The sequence below is a fragment of the Paraclostridium sp. AKS73 genome, assembly GCF_025671395.1.
In the GTDB taxonomy this organism is placed as follows: domain Bacteria; phylum Bacillota; class Clostridia; order Peptostreptococcales; family Peptostreptococcaceae; genus Paraclostridium; species Paraclostridium benzoelyticum.
Genome location: NZ_JAIXHU010000013.1, coordinates 1 through 18976 on the forward strand (window position 1 = coordinate 1; position 18976 = coordinate 18976).

Annotated in this window: 18 protein-coding genes, 2 pseudogenes and 2 other annotated features; of the genes and pseudogenes, 13 read left to right on the forward strand and 7 right to left on the reverse strand. The window is 28.0% G+C overall.

Annotated features, from left to right (window positions below; genetic code table 11):
* Window positions 1-107 precede the first annotated feature (107 nt).
* The 3 genes and pseudogenes from LEQ07_RS08915 (at window position 108) to LEQ07_RS08925 (ending at window position 3376) form a co-directional block, all read left to right on the forward strand.
* The gene (locus tag LEQ07_RS08915) at window positions 108-314 is read left to right on the forward strand and encodes a hypothetical protein (RefSeq protein WP_263330290.1); all 207 of its coding nucleotides are present in this window, start codon (window positions 108-110) and stop codon (window positions 312-314) included.
* A 176-nt stretch (window positions 315-490) separates the two neighbouring features.
* Window positions 491-1526 (forward strand): annotated as a pseudogene (gene gap, locus LEQ07_RS22505) (type I glyceraldehyde-3-phosphate dehydrogenase).
* A gap of 590 nt (window positions 1527-2116) precedes the next feature.
* Window positions 2117-3376: a hypothetical protein gene (locus tag LEQ07_RS08925; RefSeq protein ID WP_263330291.1), complete on the forward strand. Its 1260-nt coding sequence runs from the start codon at window positions 2117-2119 to the stop codon at window positions 3374-3376.
* A gap of 26 nt (window positions 3377-3402) precedes the next feature.
* Here the strand turns inward: LEQ07_RS08925 and LEQ07_RS08930 are convergent, their stop codons facing one another.
* Together LEQ07_RS08930 and LEQ07_RS08935 are read right to left on the reverse strand one after the other, a co-directional pair.
* Window positions 3403-4140, reverse strand: a complete 738-nt coding sequence (locus tag LEQ07_RS08930; RefSeq protein WP_263330292.1) for a hypothetical protein — start codon at window positions 4138-4140, stop codon at window positions 3403-3405.
* Window positions 4141-4362: 222 nt separating this feature from the next.
* A complete protein-coding gene (locus tag LEQ07_RS08935) occupies window positions 4363-5370 on the reverse strand; it encodes an AI-2E family transporter (RefSeq protein ID WP_263330293.1) in 1008 nt (335 codons plus the stop codon).
* A gap of 139 nt (window positions 5371-5509) precedes the next feature.
* Here LEQ07_RS08935 and LEQ07_RS08940 point away from each other — a divergent pair, with 139 nt between their 5' ends.
* The 7 genes from LEQ07_RS08940 to LEQ07_RS08970 all read left to right on the forward strand — a co-directional run bounded on the left by LEQ07_RS08940 (window position 5510) and on the right by LEQ07_RS08970 (window position 10764).
* Window positions 5510-5764, forward strand: a complete 255-nt coding sequence (locus LEQ07_RS08940) for a hypothetical protein (protein ID WP_263330294.1) — start codon at window positions 5510-5512, stop codon at window positions 5762-5764.
* Window positions 5765-5814: 50 nt separating this feature from the next.
* On the forward strand, window positions 5815-7146 hold the full coding sequence (locus tag LEQ07_RS08945) for a S8 family serine peptidase (protein ID WP_263330353.1): 1332 nt from the start codon (window positions 5815-5817) through the stop codon (window positions 7144-7146).
* A complete protein-coding gene (locus LEQ07_RS08950; protein ID WP_263330295.1) occupies window positions 7109-7456 on the forward strand; it encodes a hypothetical protein in 348 nt (115 codons plus the stop codon). The genes LEQ07_RS08945 and LEQ07_RS08950 overlap by 38 nt, the downstream gene beginning before the upstream one ends.
* Complete coding sequence (locus LEQ07_RS08955; RefSeq protein ID WP_263330296.1) at window positions 7441-8820, forward strand: S8 family peptidase; 1380 nt, start codon at window positions 7441-7443, stop codon at window positions 8818-8820. The genes LEQ07_RS08950 and LEQ07_RS08955 overlap by 16 nt, the downstream gene beginning before the upstream one ends.
* 18 nt (window positions 8821-8838) lie before the next feature.
* The gene (locus LEQ07_RS08960; RefSeq protein WP_263330297.1) at window positions 8839-9270 is read left to right on the forward strand and encodes a hypothetical protein; all 432 of its coding nucleotides are present in this window, start codon (window positions 8839-8841) and stop codon (window positions 9268-9270) included.
* Complete coding sequence (locus LEQ07_RS08965; RefSeq protein WP_263330299.1) at window positions 9230-10465, forward strand: S8 family peptidase; 1236 nt, start codon at window positions 9230-9232, stop codon at window positions 10463-10465. Before LEQ07_RS08960 ends, LEQ07_RS08965 begins: the two co-directional genes overlap by 41 nt.
* A 104-nt stretch (window positions 10466-10569) precedes the next feature.
* Complete coding sequence (locus LEQ07_RS08970) at window positions 10570-10764, forward strand: CDIF630_02480 family spore surface protein (RefSeq protein WP_021428933.1); 195 nt, start codon at window positions 10570-10572, stop codon at window positions 10762-10764.
* 52 nt (window positions 10765-10816) lie between these two features.
* Here LEQ07_RS08970 and LEQ07_RS08975 read toward each other — a convergent pair whose 3' ends face one another.
* Complete coding sequence (locus LEQ07_RS08975; RefSeq protein ID WP_021429209.1) at window positions 10817-11212, reverse strand: hypothetical protein; 396 nt, start codon at window positions 11210-11212, stop codon at window positions 10817-10819.
* A 127-nt stretch (window positions 11213-11339) separates the two neighbouring features.
* Window positions 11340-11572, forward strand: a binding site (T-box leader).
* Window positions 11573-11627: 55 nt separating this feature from the next.
* Here LEQ07_RS08975 and asnS point away from each other — a divergent pair.
* Window positions 11628-13031: an asparagine--tRNA ligase gene (gene asnS, locus LEQ07_RS08980; RefSeq protein WP_263330300.1), complete on the forward strand. Its 1404-nt coding sequence runs from the start codon at window positions 11628-11630 to the stop codon at window positions 13029-13031.
* Between the two features lie 206 nt (window positions 13032-13237).
* The gene (locus tag LEQ07_RS08985; protein WP_263330301.1) at window positions 13238-13813 is read left to right on the forward strand and encodes a DUF3867 domain-containing protein; all 576 of its coding nucleotides are present in this window, start codon (window positions 13238-13240) and stop codon (window positions 13811-13813) included.
* Between the two features lie 31 nt (window positions 13814-13844).
* Here the strand turns inward: LEQ07_RS08985 and LEQ07_RS08990 are convergent, their stop codons facing one another.
* The 3 genes from LEQ07_RS08990 to LEQ07_RS09000 all read right to left on the reverse strand — a co-directional run bounded on the left by LEQ07_RS08990 (window position 13845) and on the right by LEQ07_RS09000 (window position 17603).
* Window positions 13845-15395 carry a YhgE/Pip domain-containing protein gene (locus LEQ07_RS08990; protein WP_263330302.1) on the reverse strand — a complete coding sequence of 517 codons (1551 nt, stop codon included), beginning with the start codon at window positions 15393-15395 and terminating at the stop codon, window positions 13845-13847.
* 197 nt (window positions 15396-15592) lie between these two features.
* Window positions 15593-15991, reverse strand: a complete 399-nt coding sequence (locus LEQ07_RS08995) for a YhgE/Pip domain-containing protein (protein ID WP_263330303.1) — start codon at window positions 15989-15991, stop codon at window positions 15593-15595.
* Window positions 15992-16223: 232 nt separating this feature from the next.
* Window positions 16224-17603 (reverse strand): YjiH family protein, encoded by a 1380-nt coding sequence (locus LEQ07_RS09000; protein ID WP_226896718.1) that lies wholly within the window; start codon window positions 17601-17603, stop codon window positions 16224-16226.
* An 84-nt stretch (window positions 17604-17687) separates the two neighbouring features.
* Window positions 17688-17904: a binding site (T-box leader), on the reverse strand.
* 175 nt (window positions 17905-18079) lie between these two features.
* Here LEQ07_RS09000 and LEQ07_RS09005 point away from each other — a divergent pair.
* Window positions 18080-18667 carry a hypothetical protein gene (locus LEQ07_RS09005; RefSeq protein ID WP_263330304.1) on the forward strand — a complete coding sequence of 196 codons (588 nt, stop codon included), beginning with the start codon at window positions 18080-18082 and terminating at the stop codon, window positions 18665-18667.
* A gap of 44 nt (window positions 18668-18711) precedes the next feature.
* Here the strand turns inward: LEQ07_RS09005 and LEQ07_RS21205 are convergent.
* Window positions 18712-18939 (reverse strand): annotated as a pseudogene (locus LEQ07_RS21205) (ABC transporter C-terminal domain-containing protein); the annotation flags it as partial.
* Window positions 18940-18976: the final 37 nt, after the last annotated feature.

Below are 18976 nucleotides of genomic sequence, written 5' to 3' on the forward strand. Positions count from 1 at the left end.
ATTATTTAAAAAAATAAAATTAAAATAAAATAATCTAGTTTCTAGTGTAACTAGTGTATATAAAAACATATATATAAATATACACTACTTTCATAGGGGGAATAGATTTGAGAAGAAGATATGAAAGAATGCAAATTATATGCAAAGATTTATCAGAAGAAGCTTTTAAATCTTATACTGGTAAAAAAGACTATAAAAGAGCTATCCACTGCTATACCGTATTAGCTACGAGCATGGGTGTTCCAGCAGATATTGCTAGTTTTGCAAAGAACATGCTAGCTAGATTGAATAAAAAAATAGAAGAAAATATTTAAAAAAGAATTGCTTGATAAAATCAAGCAATCTTTTTTAGTTGTTTTTTTTAGTAAAAGTGTTGACCTAAATAAGATAAAGTGTTATATATATAAGTGAGAAAAGTTAAAAAGGTTACACTAAATAAACAAATAAAACATACTATAAATTAATATAAAAAAACTGGGAGGACTTTATTATGAAGGCAAGAGTTGCAATAAATGGATTTGGAAGAATTGGAAGAATGGTTTTAAGAATAGTTGAGGAAAACGGTTTGGATGGGTTTGAAATAGTAGCTATAAATGCAAGAAGTGATGCTAAAACGTTAGCACATTTATTTACTTATGACTCTTCTTACGGAATATTTAGAGGTAAAGTAGAAACAGATGAAAAGAAAATATAATTATAAATGGAAGAAAAATAAAAGTATTAAAAGAAAATGATCCTGAAAACTTACCATGGAAAGAATTAGGAGTAGATATAGTTATAGAGTCAACTGGGAAATTTACTAAAAAAGAGGATGCACAAAAGCATATAAATGCAGGAGCTAAAAAAGTAATAATTACTGCTCCAGGAAAAATGAAGACAAGACTATAGTAATAGGTGTAAATGAAAATGAGTATGACAATAGCATACATCATATAATATCTAATGCTTCTTGTACTACAAACTGTATAGCCCCAGTAGTAAAAGTTTTAGATGCTGAGTTTGGAATAAATAAAGGACTAATGACTACTATTCATGCATACACTAATGACCAACAAATATTAGATAAGACACATAAAGATCTTAGAAGAGCAAGAAGTGCTGGTGTTTCTATGATACCAACGACAACAGGAGCAGCTAAGGCTGTGGCAAAAGTATTACCAGATTTAGAAGGAAAATTAAATGGATTTGCAGTAAGAGTTCCAAGCCCTAGTGTTTCTATGGTAGATTTAGTTTGTGAATTTAGCAGAGATGTAACAGTTGAAGAAGTAAATAGAGCTTTAGAAAATGCAGCTAAGAAGGAGTTAAGTGGAGTATTAGGTTATTCAGATTTACCACTTGTATCTGTAGATTATAAACAAACTTCAGAGTCATCAATAGTAGATGGATTATCAACTATGGTGAATGATGGAAATCTAGTTAAAGTAGTAGCTTGGTACGATAATGAATGGGGATATTCATGCAGAACTGTAGATTTAGTAGCATATGTTTCAAAAGAACTTTTAGTAGCTAGCAAAGTTAGCGCGTAGTTAAAAAAAGCTTACAGAGGTTTTCTGTAAGCTTTTTTATATAATATATGAAGTTATTCAGTTAAAGTGAATTTTTATCCTTCAGAATTTTACTTAATCTAAATTTATGAATAAATGAAATTTATATCCTAAATAATAGCATAAAATATCTGTAAATAGTTTTAAAAATGTACATTATAGTATATAATTTTAATAAGAAATATCATATTAGAGGGCTACTTAATAAAGTAGTCTTTTAATTTAGTAAGGAAGTGGATTAATGAATTTTTGGAGGGAGAAAAAATAAATTTTATTTTTGTAGCGTATTTATTATAGCTATACTTATAGGCCAGTATTTTCTTTTCAAATATGGAATAGTAAGTCCACTAGTAAAAGGTGTAGAACTGCGGATAACTAAAGGTGAATATATTCAAAATATAGATGAATATGTAATAAAATTAGGCGATTCTATAAAGGTAAATAGTGGCGAATATATTGTTATACCACCGTATTCATCAAAGCCTAACATCGGGTATAAAGCGTCTGACTCCGATATTTTATCAATAAAAGGTGATACAATAACTGGTATAAAAGAAGGATACTCGGCAATTATGATTATGAAAGATAGTAGAGCTATAAGAAGAGCTACTATAAGGGTGGTAAACCCAAAAGTAGAAAATTTAGACGTATCTATAAATCAGTTAAAGTATGTAGGAGATACTTCTCCTATAGATGTAAATGTAGATGTTGACTTTAAATTTAATGATAAAGAAAAATATACATATGAAATATCTGATGAAAAAGTTTTGAAAGTTGAAAATAATCAAGTTAAAGCTATTGGAGTTGGAAGTTCTACATTGAAAATAAAAGCTGGAGATAAAACTAAAGAATATAAATTTAACATACAAGCTAAAGTTTCTAATTTATATAGTAACAATAATATAAATGTTCATATAAATGAAGAAAAAAGCTTAGGGGTAAAAGTAGAAACATACCCTAAAAATTTACAACATCCTAAGGTGAATTATGAAATTGTTGGATTTAAGTTACCAATATCAACTGCAATTGAGGTTTCAAGTGATGGAGTTGTAACAGGTCTTAGAGAAGGTAGTGAGAAGGTAAAAGTTACTTGTGGTGGTAAAAGTAAAATAATAACTGTAAATGTATTAAAAGAAAATACAGAATCTAAGAAAATTAAAAACTTAGAAGCTAGCTCTATAATAAATGGAGATAATTTGGAAATAAATCTTTCTTGGGATTACTTAGATGATATTCCAGAGTATGAAATATATCTTAAAAATAATTCTAAAGGAGAAAAAGATTTCAGTTTAATTAAATCAATAAGAGTAGAAAAAGATGAATTAGATAAAGATAAAAAGGTAAAAGCTTCTATTATTGTAGACTTAAAAGGCATAGATAAACCAGATATAGATTTATATGTTGTAGGTAAATCTGATGGAGTATATACTCAACGAAGTGATACAATAAATATTAAAAAAGAACATCAAAGTTCAGAAAATATTCAAGATTACAAAGTTGAAAATATAGAAGGAACTATTTCTGATGATGGGAATATAAATCTTTCATGGGATAAGTTAGAAAACTTTGATTGCACATATAGTATATATGTACGAAATAATATAACTTCACCAAATGGAGGGTTTGAGTTATACCAACATGGAGTAAGTGAGAATAAGATAACTATTCCAGTTAATTTATTAGAAGATATAAACATGGATGTATATGTTGTAGCAAATTCATCTCAAGGATCTAGTAAAAGCAGTGATATTTTAAATTTAGAAAAAAAGAAAACTGAAATTGAAGTTGAAAAGCCAATTTTACAAATAAAAAATCCTGAGAGTACATTTTAAAATGTACTCTCAGGATTTTTATTATTTTATTTTTCTAAGTATCCACTTGGATGGAAGTAGTAGATACTAGATGTGTTTTTATCTACAAAATATCCTAAATCAGTATCTGCATTAGGTAAAAATACATATCCAGAAAGACCTTTATCTTTTAAAACAGTGAATGTATTTTCATCACCTTGGTAAGCATAAACTAAATTTGGATTCATATCTAATAGTAAGTTTAAAGCGTCATCTTTGCTTAAAGCTTTTGATATATCAGTGTTTTCATCTTTGTTAGCTTCAGCAGATTTATTATTATCAACATCTTTATTAGAATTATCAGGTTTAACAGCATCTTGATCTTTATTAACATTTTCATCTTTAGAAACATTTTGCTTATTATTAGTTTCAGTATTACTAGAATCATTATTTTTTACAATATCATCTTTTTTGTTAGTTTCATTAGGTTTAGAAACTTCTTTCTTACTTGAATCAACTGCATTAGAAACTTCTTTTTTAGATTCTAAATCAGAGTTTTTGTTGTTAGTAGAAGTACTAACTTCTTTAGCTGTGATATCTTTATTAGAATCACTATTATCTATATCAGATACAGTATTAGTTTCTAATGTTTTATTACTTTTATTTTCTTCGACGACTGAGCGTTCAACCTTTGTGGCTTCGTTACTAGGTTTTGAATCATTATTTGCGAATGAAGATTTTAAAATTGGGTTAGTAACAAATAATACACTACAGAAAACAAATAAAACAATAACTAATTTTTTCATATCATTACCTCTTTTCAAATATATATGTTATCTTCTATACATAAATATTACCATAAATTAATTGTATTATAACAGTTACATACTTGTTACTTGAGGTTACTAAATTGTAATTAAAAAAATGTTTAAAAAGTATAATTATTTACTATAATGTAGAATTATATTTATGGTTTATAAAGTTAACTAAATAGATCTTAAAAACACCCATTAAAGGAGCTGAAAGAATCATACCTGGTATACCAAAAACCCCCCGCCAACTGTAACAGCCAAAATTGTGAAAAACGGACTAAGACCTAGTTGGCCACCTACTATTTTAGGTTCTATAAATGCAATCTCAACTTGTTGAACTAGAATTAAGTATACTAATGAAAATAATGCAACACTAGGATTGTAAAATAAATTGATTAAAACAACAGGGGTCATACCTATTACAGGACCAAAATATGGAATCATATTCATAAAACCTATTAAAGTTCCAAATAATAGAGCGTATGGAGACCCGATAAGATAAAGCCCAACTCCAGATATAACTCCCACTATAAATGAATCTAAAATTTTACCAGCGAAGTACTTTCCTATATTTTCGTTTAAGCTGTTTCCTACTTCTAAAATAAACGATGTTCTTTTTTCGCCTATTAGTACATACATCGTTTTTTTTGAAAATGAAATAAATCTCTCTTTTTCTAAAATTATATAGAAACAAATTATAAAAGCTAATATAAACTGAACTATAAACTTAGAAATAGAAAAAGTTGTTGTAAATATATCACCTAAATATCCAATAAGTAGGTTACTTATTTGAGGCATAGCTGAAAATATTTTATCCGCAACTTCTTTTAAAGTTTTAGGATCAATATTTTTTAACTGATCTCCAATTTCTATAAAGAAAGATTGTGTTTGTTTTGCATACACTGGAAATTGACTAATAATATCAGCTAAACTATTTATTATAATAGGCGCTGTAAAAAATACAAACGAAATTATAATAAAAATTAAAAGTCCATAGGTTATAAGTAAAGAATAAATTCTTTTTAGTTTTAAGTTACGCTCTAAAAAATTTACAATTGGTGAAAATATGTAAGCTAAAATAAACGCTATAATAAAAGGTGTTAGTAAAGACAATAATAGCTTTACTATATTGAAAAAGTACTTATAGTTGTCTATGAACTTGATAAATACATATGTTAGTATAAGTGTTAAAACTAAATTAACATTAATTTTGATACCTTTCAACTAAAATCATCCTTTCAATTAATTTTAAAAATGAAAAATAAAGTAATATATCTATTATACAATAAAAGTAATATGAATATATATAGTAATGGAAATAAATTCTAAGGTATAGAATGGAGGCCATCTTTTTATAGAGGAGGTGTTTTTTATAAATTATGAAGTAATTGTTAAGTATAACGGAGATATACTTGAAATAGAAAAAGATTTAGGAGTATCAGTTGAAATATTAGGTTACAATTATGCAATTATAAGTACTGAAAGTCCTGAAAAAATTGACTTACTTTTAAATTATCCACAAATTGAGTATTTAGAAAAACCATTTATATTGACAACTCAAGATATACAAAGTTTTCAAGAACTGGAATTACGAGATTTAAAAATACAAATAGATTAACTGGAAAAGGGACTATTATAGGAATTATAGATTCAGGGATAGATTACAATATAGATTTATTCAAGGATTCAAATGGTAATTCTAAAATACTTTATTATTGGGATCAATCAATACAAGGGAAACCACCAGAAGGATTTCAGTATGGAACTTTATACACAAATGAAGATATAAACAAGGCAATTAAAAGAGAATTAACTATACCTATATCTCCGACAAGTACACATGGTACACATGTAGCTGGAATAGCCTGTCAAATAGCTGATGAAGCTAATTTAATTGTTGTAAGAGTTGGAAGCGTATTAACAGATGTCTTTTCTAAAAGTACTGAATTCATGAGAGCAATTAAATTTATCTTAGATAAAGCATTAGAGTTAAAAATGCCAGTAGCTATAAACATAAGTTACGGGAGCAATGAAGGCTCACATAGAGGTTTATCTTTATTTGAACAATACATTGATGATATGTCTGCATTTTGGAAAAACAATATAGTTGTAGCAGCAGGAAATAATGGAGATAAAGATGGTCATAAAAGTATAAAGCTGGATAAAGAGACAACAGAAGTTGAATTTGTAGTTGGAGAAAATGAGAAGATTTTAAATATAAATATATGGCCTCAATTTATTGATGATTTTAGTGTTTATATAGTTAATCCATCAAATATAAAGAGTCAGGAAATATCTTTAACTTCAGGAGAAATAAAAAATGTATTAGGGGGAACTAGAGTAAAAGGATATTTTTACCCAATAGCTCCGTATTCTTTATCTCGAAGAATATCGGTACAGCTTACTTCATCTGCATCTATAAATCCAGGTATATGGAAGTTGGTTTTTACACCTATAAATGTAGTTATGGGAGATATAAGTATATACTTACCTACATCAGAAGGTATTAGTAAAGATACACGCTTTTTAGAAGCTAATAAAAATTTAACAGTAACAGTTCCAGGAACTGCTAATAAAGTTATAACAGTCGGGAGCTTCAACTCAACTACAGATACTGTATCTATTTTCTCAGGAGAAGGAGATATTGATCAGAATATTTACAAACCAGATTTATTAGCACCAGGAGAAAACATTTTGTCAGTACTTCCAGGTGGTAGTATAGGAGCTTTAACTGGAACTAGCATGGCAACTCCACACGTTACTGGGGTAGTATCGTTATTAATGCAGTGGGGAATCGTTGACAAAAATGATCTATTTCTGTACTCACAAAAAATAAAGGCATTTTTATTAAAAGAATCAAAAAGGAGTTCTATAGATACATATCCAAATAATTCTATGGGGTTTGGATTTTTAGATTTAACAGATGTTAGATTAGATAATATATCTAATTTAAATAAAGAATATGATTTACTTTATAGAAAAAAGAAAAAAAAAAGTTAAAGAGCTAAGTAGATTAGACCTTCCACTTGATTTAGCTTTTAGATATCATGTAGAACATGGACCTAATTTTGAAGAAGAACTTAAAGCAATTGGATTAGATTATACTTACTATGAAATAAGTGATACAGAGGGGGTATTAACACTACCGATTAAAGATCCTAAAAGATATAATAAATTATTAAAAATAGAAGGTTTTAAATTCATAGATTCAAGTCTTGTTATGAATCAGCTAGGTACAATAAGCAGAGATACTAGTAATGGAGTGGTTGCTAAAGAAGAGATAGGAGCTAATTTTTGCAAAATAACTTGAATATACCCATAACTGGAAGTGGGGTATTAGTTGCAGTTTTAGATTCAGGTATAGATTACTTGCATGAAGATTTTATATATCCTGATAAAACATCTAAAATAGCATATATATGGGACCAAACTGAAGATGGAAATCCTCCAAAAGGGTACAAAATAGGAACTGAGTATTCAAGGGAAGATATAAACAAGGCTATACAAGCTAACGATAACAATTTAACTAAAGATGAAACCGGTCATGGAACTATGATCAGTGGAATATGTTCAGGCCTTGGCAATTTAAATAAGCAATATTCAGGGGTTGCACCAGATTCAGAACTTATAATAGTAAAGTTAAAAAAAATTGAGGGAAATTATGATAGTACATTTTTAAAAGCTGGAGTTATGTATGCATATGAAAAATCCATAGAGTTGAATAAACCAATAGTTATTAATTTATCTTTAGGAAGTAATAACTTAATAGGAGCAAAAGAGAATACATTAAGAAAAGAACCTCACTTTGCAAGGGGTGTATGTATAGTATCTGCAGTAGGAAATGAAGGAAATACTCAAACTCATTCAATGGGTAAAGTAAACTTTGTGGGACAACAAAAAGATATAGAAATTGAGATTTTTGAAGATGAAAGTCTTTTAGAAATAAATATATGGGTAAATAAGCCGGATAAAATAAGTGCAGCAGTTATAGCTCCTAGTGGAGAACAAAGTAAATTTATAACAGTATCTAGTTATAACGAGGTTTCAGGGCTATTCGATCTTGAATCTACATGGTATGTAATAACGTATGTATATCCCACTGAATATTCTGGGCAAGAACAAATAACAGTACTTCTTAAAAATGCAACTAAAGGAATATGGAAGATACGATTAAGAGGTGAGTATATAACAAATGGGATTTACAATGCTTATTTACCAAATCGAGCAATAATAAATCCTGGAACCAAGTTTAGAGACTCTACATCAGCATATACTATTAACTATCCAGCTACATATAGGGATGTAATTTCAGCAGGTGCATATAATTTAGTTGAAAATAGTATATGGCCACCATCATCTAGAGGGCCTACAATAAACGGGTTGTTAAGACCTGATATAGTAGCTCCAGGAGTAAATATAATTTCAACATATCCTGGAAATAAATATGCAACATTAACAGGTACATCTGCATCAGGAGCTTATTTATCAGGAGCGATTGCTCTGTATTTACAATATACAGTAGTCGACAAATATTATCCATCTAAAGGATTTACAAATATTATAAGAACCTATATACGTGCTGGAGCTAAAAGAAACTCAGAAATAGTTTATCCAAATGATATTTATGGATATGGTATTTTGGATATTAGAGGGGCTTTTGACCAACTCAAATAAAAAGGAGGAAGTTTTATTTTGGAAAAATCCTACCTTATAATTTATACAGGTGATATAGCATCTGATTTAAAAAAAGCTGGAATAGAAAAATATATGATTTTAAATCCTAGCCTTACTGTGATATATGTTCCGCAAAATTTCAGAGAAGAAACTTTAAATAGAATTCCTAGTATTACTTGGTGGCAAAGTTCTATTCCAATGAGTTCTTTAATTGAAATAACTAATAATTTAGATGAAGGAGTAAGTGTATCAGATGCAGCTTCAACAGATTATATATATAAAAACCCATATATACAATCAACAGGAAGAAATGTTTTAATTGCAATAATAGATTCAGGGATAGATTATTTACATCCAGATTTTATGGAAAACAATAAAACAAAAATAATATCTATATGGGATCAAGAAAGTGAAAAAAAATCCTCCAGATGGATTAATATTTGGAAGTGAATTTACAAGCGAGGATATAAATAAAGCTATAGAAGAAAACGATAAAACATTAAGTGAAGATAGTATAGGAACAGGAACTACAGCAGCAGGCATAGCAGCAGGTAGGGGGAATCTAAATTCTCAATATAAAGGTGTTGCAATTGACAGTAAATTGGTTGTTGTTAAGCTTAGAGAATATAAAGACACATATAAAAAAGGAAAGATAAACTACCAAGGATCAGATTTTTTAGCATCTATAAGGTATGTATTAGATGTGGCAAAAAAAGAAAATAAAAATATGATAATAAATTTAACTGTAGGACTGATTTCTAAATCTATAGTTGAGTCGACTATGTTATCTACGTTTAATGAACTATCACAACCTGGAAATATAGTAGTAAGTGGAGCTGGAAATGAAGGAAATACAGATATTCATTATAGAGGTAATATAAAAAATAAAGAAACAGTAGATGATATAATCATACAAGTAGGAGAGCAAACAAACTTAGATATAAAATTAGTTGTAAATGGTCCTGATAAAATTGGTGCCATGATAATATCTCCAGCAGGTGAAATGAGCTATAAAATTATGTATTCACCTGATTATTATGTGTATAAAGGAAAATTTAATTTAGAAAGCACTCCTTATGAAATGAGACTTTCTTATCCTTGGTTAGAATCAGGTAATGAGGAGTTAACAATAAGTTTGTATGATATAAAGCCTGGTATATGGACCCTTAGATTGATTCCTGAATTTATAATAGAAGGAAACTATGATGTTTATTTACCAAATAAGAATATAATTTCTGAAGAAACAAGATTTTCAGATCCAGCATCAGAAGCTACTATAAGTATGTATGCAGCATCTGAAAATGTAATAACTATAGGAGCCTATAACGATAAAACAGATAGTATTTGGATAGGATCTTCAAAGGGACCTGTAAATTTAGACCTTATTAAACCAGATATAGTAGCTCCAGGAGTAGACATAATATCAACTTATATAAATAGTTCATACAATACATCTATTGGAACTGGAGTTAGTTCTTCAATAGTAAGTGGAGTATTAGCAATTATACTTGAGTATATAACTTCAGAGTATGAATTTGCTGAAGAATTACTGTCAGTTCAACCATTAAAAACATATTTAATGCTAGGTGCTACTAAAAAGATATATATATATATCCGAATATTACGCAAGGGTATGGAATATTAAATTTAAAAATACTATAGTAGAAATTGCAAAGAACTTTGAATAATATGAATTTTATAGACTATAATGTAAAAACTAATTACAAAATAAAAAAAGAGGTGATTAGTATGACAAATGAAAAAAGCAAGCCACTAAATGGAGAAGGAAACAAAAGATTAAAAGCTCATAGACCTGTGAACAATGAATATACAGCAGCATGGGCAGGAACTAAAGAGTTAAAAGACGATAGTAAGGTATCGATACCATCGTTAAATAATGTTGAAGAAGCTAAAGATTGGGTAGATAATGGAAGTAAATTATAAGCAAAAACGCTACTTAATTTAATTAAGTAGCGTTTTTATTAACTCCGTATTTTTATTCACTAGGGACTAGTATATATTCACCTGATTTTATATTATAATCACTAGAAATAATATCTATATTTTCTTTGTAAATAACCTTTCTAAAATCATCAATGTCTTCAATATTGGTATTGTAAGATTTTATTATATCGTCTATAGTTTCTCCTGAGTTAACTAAATGCTTTACCAAGTGACGCCCATCCATAACCTTCGTATAAGCTTTATTATAAGAAAGTTCAGTTAAATCATTAAAAGCAGGTACGTTTTCAGATAAATAATTTACAGAAGTATCTAAACAAGTTATATAATTATAGATAGCTTCTTTGAAAACCTGAGACAAAGAAGAGCAATCATCAACTACAGGGCCTATGAAGAGCAATACAACTATAATTAATAATACATATTTCATATAAAATACCCTCCTACATAGAAGTATTATAAAATTTGTGAAAATATACAAATTTTATGAAAAATAAAACATTGACTAGGAAAATATAAGTTGGTATAATCTTAGTAATAATTGAAATAATATAAAAATAAAGACAGTGAAGAGAAGAGTAGGTATAAAATGTAGTTATAGCGATTTGAGGACGGTGAAAGCTCAATACGAAGTTTATATTGAAGAACATCTCGGAGTCTCTAACCGAAATTTAATAGAGTAGGCTTAGACGGAAGGTCCCGTTATAGACCATAAGCAATGCTTAGCTAAGAGGCCATTTTTATGGCAATTAGGGTGGTACCGCGATAGTAATAGTCTTTCGTCCCTTTATTTGGGATGAAGGGCTTTTTTTAATATTTAAATTTAAATTTTAGGAGGACATAAAATGCAAAGAGATTTTATAGAAATTAAAGATCTTTACAGAAACAAAGAAGAATACATCGGGAAAAGGGTAAAAGTAGCTGGATGGATAAGAACATCTAGAGCATCTAAAAATTTCGGATTTATAGAATTAAATGACGGAAGTTTCTTTAAAAATATGCAAGTAGTAATATCAGATGAAAAATTAGGAAACTTTAAAGAAATAACTAAGCTTCCAATAAGTTCATCAATCCTAGTTGAAGGTGAACTAGTATCAACAGAAGGAGCAAAACAACCTGTAGAAATACATGCAACTAATATTGAACTAGAAGGAGAATCAGATAGTTCATACCCATTACAAAAGAAAAGACATACTTTAGAATATTTAAGAACTATAGCTCATTTAAGACCTAGAAGTAACACTTTTTCAGCAGTGTTTAGAGTAAGAAGTTTAGCAGCTTATGCTATACACAAGTTCTTCCAAGATAGAAACTTCGTATATGCACATTCACCAATTATAACAGGAAGTGACTGTGAAGGTGCTGGAGAAATGTTTAGAATAACAACTATGGATTTAAATAGTATACCTAAAACTGAAGAAGGTGCAATAGATTACTCTAACGACTTCTTTGGAAAAGAAGCTAACCTAACAGTTAGTGGACAATTAAATGCTGAAATAATGGCACTTGCATTTAGAAATGTTTATACATTTGGACCAACATTTAGAGCAGAAAATTCATTTACACAAAGACATGCATCAGAGTTTTGGATGATAGAGCCTGAAATAGCATTTGCTGACTTAGAAGATAACATGGAACTTGCAGAAGATATGATAAAATACGTTATAAGTTATGTTATGGAACATGCTCCAGAAGAAATGGAATTCTTTAATAGTTTCATAGATAAAGGATTAATAGAAAGATTAAACAATGTAGTAAACTCTGAATTTACTAGGATAACATATACTAAAGCTGTAGAAATGTTACAAGAATCAGGTCATGAGTTTGAATATCCAGTTCAATGGGGAGACGACCTTCAAACAGAGCATGAAAGATACTTAACAGAACAAGTATTTAAAGCTCCTGTATTTGTTACAGATTATCCAAAAGACATAAAAGCATTCTATATGAGAATGAATGAAGATGGAAAAACTGTTAGAGCTATGGACCTTTTAGTTCCTGGTGTAGGGGAAATAGTTGGAGGATCTCAAAGAGAAGAGAGACATGATGTATTATTAGATAGAATAAAAGAAATGAATTTAAATGAAGAAGATTACTGGTGGTATTTAGAATTAAGAAAATACGGAACAGCTACTCATTCAGGATTTGGATTAGGGTTTGAGAGAATAATAATGTATATGACTGGTATGGCAAATATAAGAGACGTAATACCATTCCCTAGAACTCCAAAAGCAGATCTAATTTTATGAATATAATAAATTTTATTATATAAACAAAAGCCTTTAGATATTATCTAAGGGCTTTTAACATTTAAATTAAAATACATTATAATATATTAATTTAGTGGAGAATATAAATTAAATATAAGCTAAATTTCAATATGTAGACATTAAAACTTTATTAGAATATAATAGTAATAAGGTTAAAAGATAAAGGTTAATCAGGAGGTAAAGCGATGTCAGACGATAGAATAATTGATTTCAATGAATTAAAAAATAAAGTAAAAGATTCTGATGTAGATAAGTTTGAACAATATATATATACTCTGTATAACTCAGTAATGAGTGGTAGTATGAGTATGGTCGAGTTTTCTAAAAAAATAATGGAATATATGAATGAAAATAACATATCTCAAGAAAAATTTATAAATATACAAAAGAAATTTATGGAGAGATATGGAATGGATTCTTCTGAAATTGATGAACAATTAAAGAATATTGGTATAGATCCTAAAAATATAGATTTAAGTAATATGGACAATGTCAATTTTGAAGAAATAAAAAAAAGTATAGGGTTTTACGAAAAATATAATTTTAAGATAAAACCAAAAGCTTCTGTAGAAACATATATAAAAAATGATCATAATGATATAAGAATTATACTAGATCAAGAACAAGTTACTTTAATAAGTAAAGGAAAGATAAATCTTGTTGATGCAGAGCTTAATGAACTTTTACTATCATACAAAAACTCACTAGATAAGACTATAAATATAACTATGTGTGAAAACATAACAGAATATGATTATTAAAAAAGAGATAGGAATTATCCTATCTCTTTTTTTAATGTTCAGAAAGACCACTCTCGCTGAATTTTTCATTAAATTTATGATAAATTTTGTTTATAGGTTTTTTTAGAGGTAATGCAATTATAAGAGAAATTACTATATAGAATGTTAGAATAGATAAATCTCTATATAATACAGGAGTATAAACCCCACCTACAGACTCTCTTAACATAGAAATTGCATAAGTAAATGGGAGATATGGATTTACCATTTGGAAAAACTCAGGTGTAACCTCTATTGGGAATGTACCACCTGAACCAGCTACTTGGATAACCAAAAGTATAATTCCCATAGCTTTACCCATATTACCGAATACAGAAAGTAAAGAGTATACAATAGCTGTAAACACTATACTTGTAAACACAGAACCTAATACTAGTAGAACTGGATCTACAGGTTTTACACCAAGAACATAAATATCTCCTAAACTTACTATTAGTGCTTGGATTATTGCAATTGCTACAAATGTAAGTCCTCTACCAAAATAAACTTCATAAGATTTATAATCTCCATGGACTTCAGCAGATAAAAGTGAAGATAGCAAAAGCAATCCAACCCATAGTGATAATACTGTATAGAATGGAGTCATAGCTGATCCATAATTTTCTATAGGATATAACTTATTTTCTTTAACCGTAACAGGTTCTTTTAAGAAATTCTTTTTAGATACTATATCATTTTTAAGCAATTTAACTAAATCATTAAGATTTTCTTCGTCATTTATCTTTTTAACTGCATCAGTAAGTTCATTTACCATACTTTCTACTTTAGGTAATTTTTCTTTAGCGTAGTTGATTCCTTCAAGACCTTTATCTGACAACTTAAGTGTAGTATTTAGTATATCTTCAGCCTGAGGAAGTTTATTTTCAGCTTCTTGAAGTGTTTTTATAACATCATCACTAACTGAATATCCCTTTTCAAATATATCATTTATAGGTCCTGAAACTTTACCATCAAAATTATTATATAATGAAGATGTAATTGACTGTATGTCAGAGCCTATCTTTAAGACATTACCTAAAACATCATCTGCAGGTGTTTGTCCACTTTGAATTTGACTCTTTATCGAGCTTAAAGAATTCATACCTTGAGTTAATTTTGAATCTAAATCCTTTAATCTATTTATAGTATCACTTAAAGGATGGTTTTGAGTAAGGTTATTTAATTTAGTTAAAAACTCTAAAACAGAATTATTTATAGTTGCTAAATTATGTAACTTACTTGATAGATTATCTATTAGCATTATAGCATCATCAGAACCATTCTTAATTGCATTGTTAAGTGCATTTGCAGTATCCATAATTGAGTTAGATATATCATTCATTAAACCTATATCATTTTTTATTATAGGAGCAACTTTATTTATACTATCTTGAGAGCTCTTTAAAAACTTTTGAACATCAGCTGACAATCCTTGAGCTTGGTTTATAGTATTTTTTATTAAAGGTAAATCTTTTTGAATATCTTTAACTAAATCAGTAGCTTTAACAACACCATTAGATGCAAGATTTATTGTTTCGTTTAAATCTCCAAATTTACCTTGCACTTCAACTAAAGAATTTTCAACATCGTTTAGTTTTGGAATTTGACCTTCAAGTTCTATTCCTAATTCATTAGATACTTCAAATAAAACTTGACTTACTGTTTCAACTACAGTTTGATTTATTTGTAATTGTATAGTAGATGCTCCTTTATCCGTAATTTTTGGAGCAATAGCATTTATCTTCTCATTTACAGAGTAAATTAATTCACCTTTTTTACATCAGATGATATCAGAGAAGTTAAATCTTTTGAGAAATTTGCAGGTATTTCAATAGATGCATAATATTTACCATCTTTAACACCCTTTAAAGCGTTGTCTTTATTAACAAATTTCCAACCTAAATCAGAGTTATCTCTTAGGTTTTTTACAAGTTCATCACCGATATTTATTTCTTTGTCCCTTACAGTAGTCCCTTTATCGTTGTTTACGATAGCTACAGATATGTTACTAGTACTACCATATGGATCCCAAGATGCCTTTATATTAAACCATGCATATAAAGAAGGTAAAATACAAAGTGCGATTACAACTATAAGCATAGCATAATTTGTAAATATGTCTTTTAAATCTTTTTTAAATATATTAAGGATGTTTCTCAATATAATATTCACCTCCGAAAGTAAGAATTCTAACAAATTTAAATTATAATGTTTTTAGTTCAAATAGTCAATATTAAAATTAAAATATATTAAAAATTATACTTATATAGTAATTATAACCAAAGTAATCAAGTATATGACAAATAAAAAAAATACTTTGCTTATGTCGACATAATATTGATTAAAATTGAAATTAAAAAAGATGGTCTATTTGACCATCTAAGATTTACTATTACTTTAATATTAACTTAGCTAATATCGTTATAATTGGTAAAGCTATTAAAGTTCTTGTCAAAAATATAATAAATAAATCTTTTAAATTTAATGGAATATCTGATTTTAATATAACTGCACCTGTTTCTGTTAAGTATAGAAGTTGCGTTATAGATAGCGCTCCTATTATAAATTTCGTTAATATATCAAAGTGATCACCTGATACCATTATAGAAGGTAAAAACATATCAGCAAATCCAACTAATACAGCTGGTGCAGCTTCTACGGCATTAGGTATTTGAAGTAACTTAAGTAAAAATACTACAGGGAATGATATCCAAGTAAATATAGGTGTAAACTCAGCTACTATAAGCGCAATGGTCCCCCATGCCATTACAAGAGGAAGTAAAGCTAAGTACATATCTACAACAGTTTTAAATCCATTTTTAATGATTAGATTTAAAGACGGTGCATTTTCAGCTCTATTTAAAGCCTTAGATAAAGCAAATGAAAATACATTCTCATTTGCTGGAATAAGGTCCTCTTTTAAATGGTCTACATTGTTATAAGTTTTATCTTTAATATGAGCTAAAGGGTATATACGAGGCATTATAATAGCACATGCTAAAGAAGCAACACAAACACAACCGTAAAAAGGAACAAACAAGCTCATTAATCCTAACTGATCAGCTATAACTGTTGAGAAAGGTAAAGATACTAATGAAAAACAAACAGATATTATACAAGCTTCTTTTGCAGTATAAAACCCTTGTTTATATTGGGTATTTGTTATCATAATACCAAGAGTACCATCACCCAACCAAGACGATATAGCATCTACAGCAGAACGGCCAGGAACTTTAAATATATTATACATAAATTTAGAAATTAAAGTTCCCACAAAATCCATAAGACCAAAGTCTACAACTAAAGGTAATAAAAACCCAGAAACTAAGAAAATTGCTAAAAGGCTAGGCAAAATTCCTAAAATTGTTTGTCCAGTAACTTCAGACTTAACAAATTCAGGTCCAAACCCTAAAACTGTCATAGATACAAATATAGCACCTAATACTCTAAAAGATAACCAAAATAAAGGAACATCTAGTATACTTTTCAGAAAATCATTTTTAATGTTCACAAATTTACTTAATATAGATAAAAGTGCTGAGAAAACAATTACTATAAGTGCTATATAATCTAAATAATTAGAAAATGATATTTTTATTAATTCAGCTAAAAATCCAATTCCTATGTTTATTGAAGAAATTCCTTCAATTTGTACCATACTCCCATATGGAAGAGGTACTACAAATAATATTAATCCTAATAATGATGGGATTAAAAACTTAATAAAACTATTCGATGTAGGTTTGTTATAAAAGCTAATTTTCTTCTCCATAAAATAATATCTCCTTTTGAATTTTATATTAAAACGTTTTTATAAATGCATTTATTTTAAATTAAAAAAGTCCCTTGGCAAAAGCCAAGAGACGAAAATTTCCGCGGTACCACTCTGGTTGATAGAAATAAAAAATCATTCTATCCACTTAATCTCTTAAGGCGAGAAAACCTATAGTCATACTTAGTTTCAAACTATATTCTCAAAAGCTCTCTTCACAATAAACTTCATTACTAGGCTCACACCAACCCTAGTTCGCTGAAAATCCATTTAGAGTTACTCTCTTTTTCACAGAATTTTTTAATATTTATTTTATATTATCGTAATAAAAAAAATGAATATTGTCAATAAAAAAAATGAATTATTTAAAAATTTCCAAAATAGCAATAAAATAATGATAGAATTTTAACAAGAATAGAAGCATAAAATATATTAAAATATTAATAAGAAATAAAATTTAGTTTGGGGGGATGTTCTTGTCTAATAATTATGAAAAAGCAATAGATTTCTTAGAGAATGGGGAATACACAGAGGCTAAAGAATATTTTTTAAAATCATATGAAGAAGGATTTAAAAAGTCTTTGTATTACTTGCGAAAAATTAGAAAAGAAGAGCGAGAATGCGAAAAAGTAGTAAAAAATTTAACATATGATAAAATAAAAAGTAAACTTGGATATGGAGTAGAAATACCAACACATTTTGAAAAGTTAAACACTATAGATGATAAATGCTTTGATACTATAACTATAGAAAAAGATGAGGATTTTGGTTTTTATAATATAAAAACACATGGATTTTTAATAGAAATACCAGATGGTTGTATTGATTTAGTTTCTATTGATTCTGTTATAAAAAATATGTCAAATATAGATGAGATTAGAAATTATAAAAATGGAAAAATAATAGTAAGTAAGTCTATTCAAGGAACTATAAACTACACATTAATTACTTCTGGATATAAGGGTATATATGAATTTAAAATAGATGTGGATGAATTTTTAGTTGATGAATATAGAGGTATTATAGATTATATTTTTGACAGTTTCTATATATCTGAAGATTAAAAGATAACTATAAATTAAAAATGACCTTTTAAAAGGTCATTTTTTTAATTTGTATTTTTATTATTTTCAATTTCTTCAGCTAGATTATTTAAATATTCCCATCTTTCATATTTAAACTCAAGTTCTTTTTCTAATTTTGACTTTTCATAAAGCATTTCTTGTAACTTAGTAAAATCAGTTGAATATTTATCTAAATTATCATCAATAGATTGAATTTTATTTTCAAGAGAAGATATATCATCATCTATATTATCAAATTCTCTTTGTTCATTAAATGTGAATTTTTAATTTTATTATTTTTAGGTTTTT

Excerpts from the sequence above, each read along its gene's own strand:
- LEQ07_RS08985 (WP_263330301.1), top strand. The coding sequence starts at position 13,238 with ATGTCAGACGATAGAATAATTGATTTCAATGAATTAAAAAATAAAGTA.
- LEQ07_RS08970 (WP_021428933.1), top strand. The coding sequence starts at position 10,570 with ATGACAAATGAAAAAAGCAAGCCACTAAATGGAGAAGGAAACAAAAGA.
- LEQ07_RS09000 (WP_226896718.1), bottom strand. The coding sequence starts at position 17,603 with ATGGAGAAGAAAATTAGCTTTTATAACAAACCTACATCGAATAGTTTT.
- LEQ07_RS08925 (WP_263330291.1), top strand. The coding sequence starts at position 2,117 with ATGATTATGAAAGATAGTAGAGCTATAAGAAGAGCTACTATAAGGGTG.
- LEQ07_RS08975 (WP_021429209.1), bottom strand. The coding sequence starts at position 11,212 with ATGAAATATGTATTATTAATTATAGTTGTATTGCTCTTCATAGGCCCT.
- asnS (WP_263330300.1), top strand. The coding sequence starts at position 11,628 with ATGCAAAGAGATTTTATAGAAATTAAAGATCTTTACAGAAACAAAGAA.
- LEQ07_RS08950 (WP_263330295.1), top strand. The coding sequence starts at position 7,109 with ATGATTTACTTTATAGAAAAAAGAAAAAAAAAAGTTAAAGAGCTAAGT.
- LEQ07_RS08930 (WP_263330292.1), bottom strand. The coding sequence starts at position 4,140 with ATGAAAAAATTAGTTATTGTTTTATTTGTTTTCTGTAGTGTATTATTT.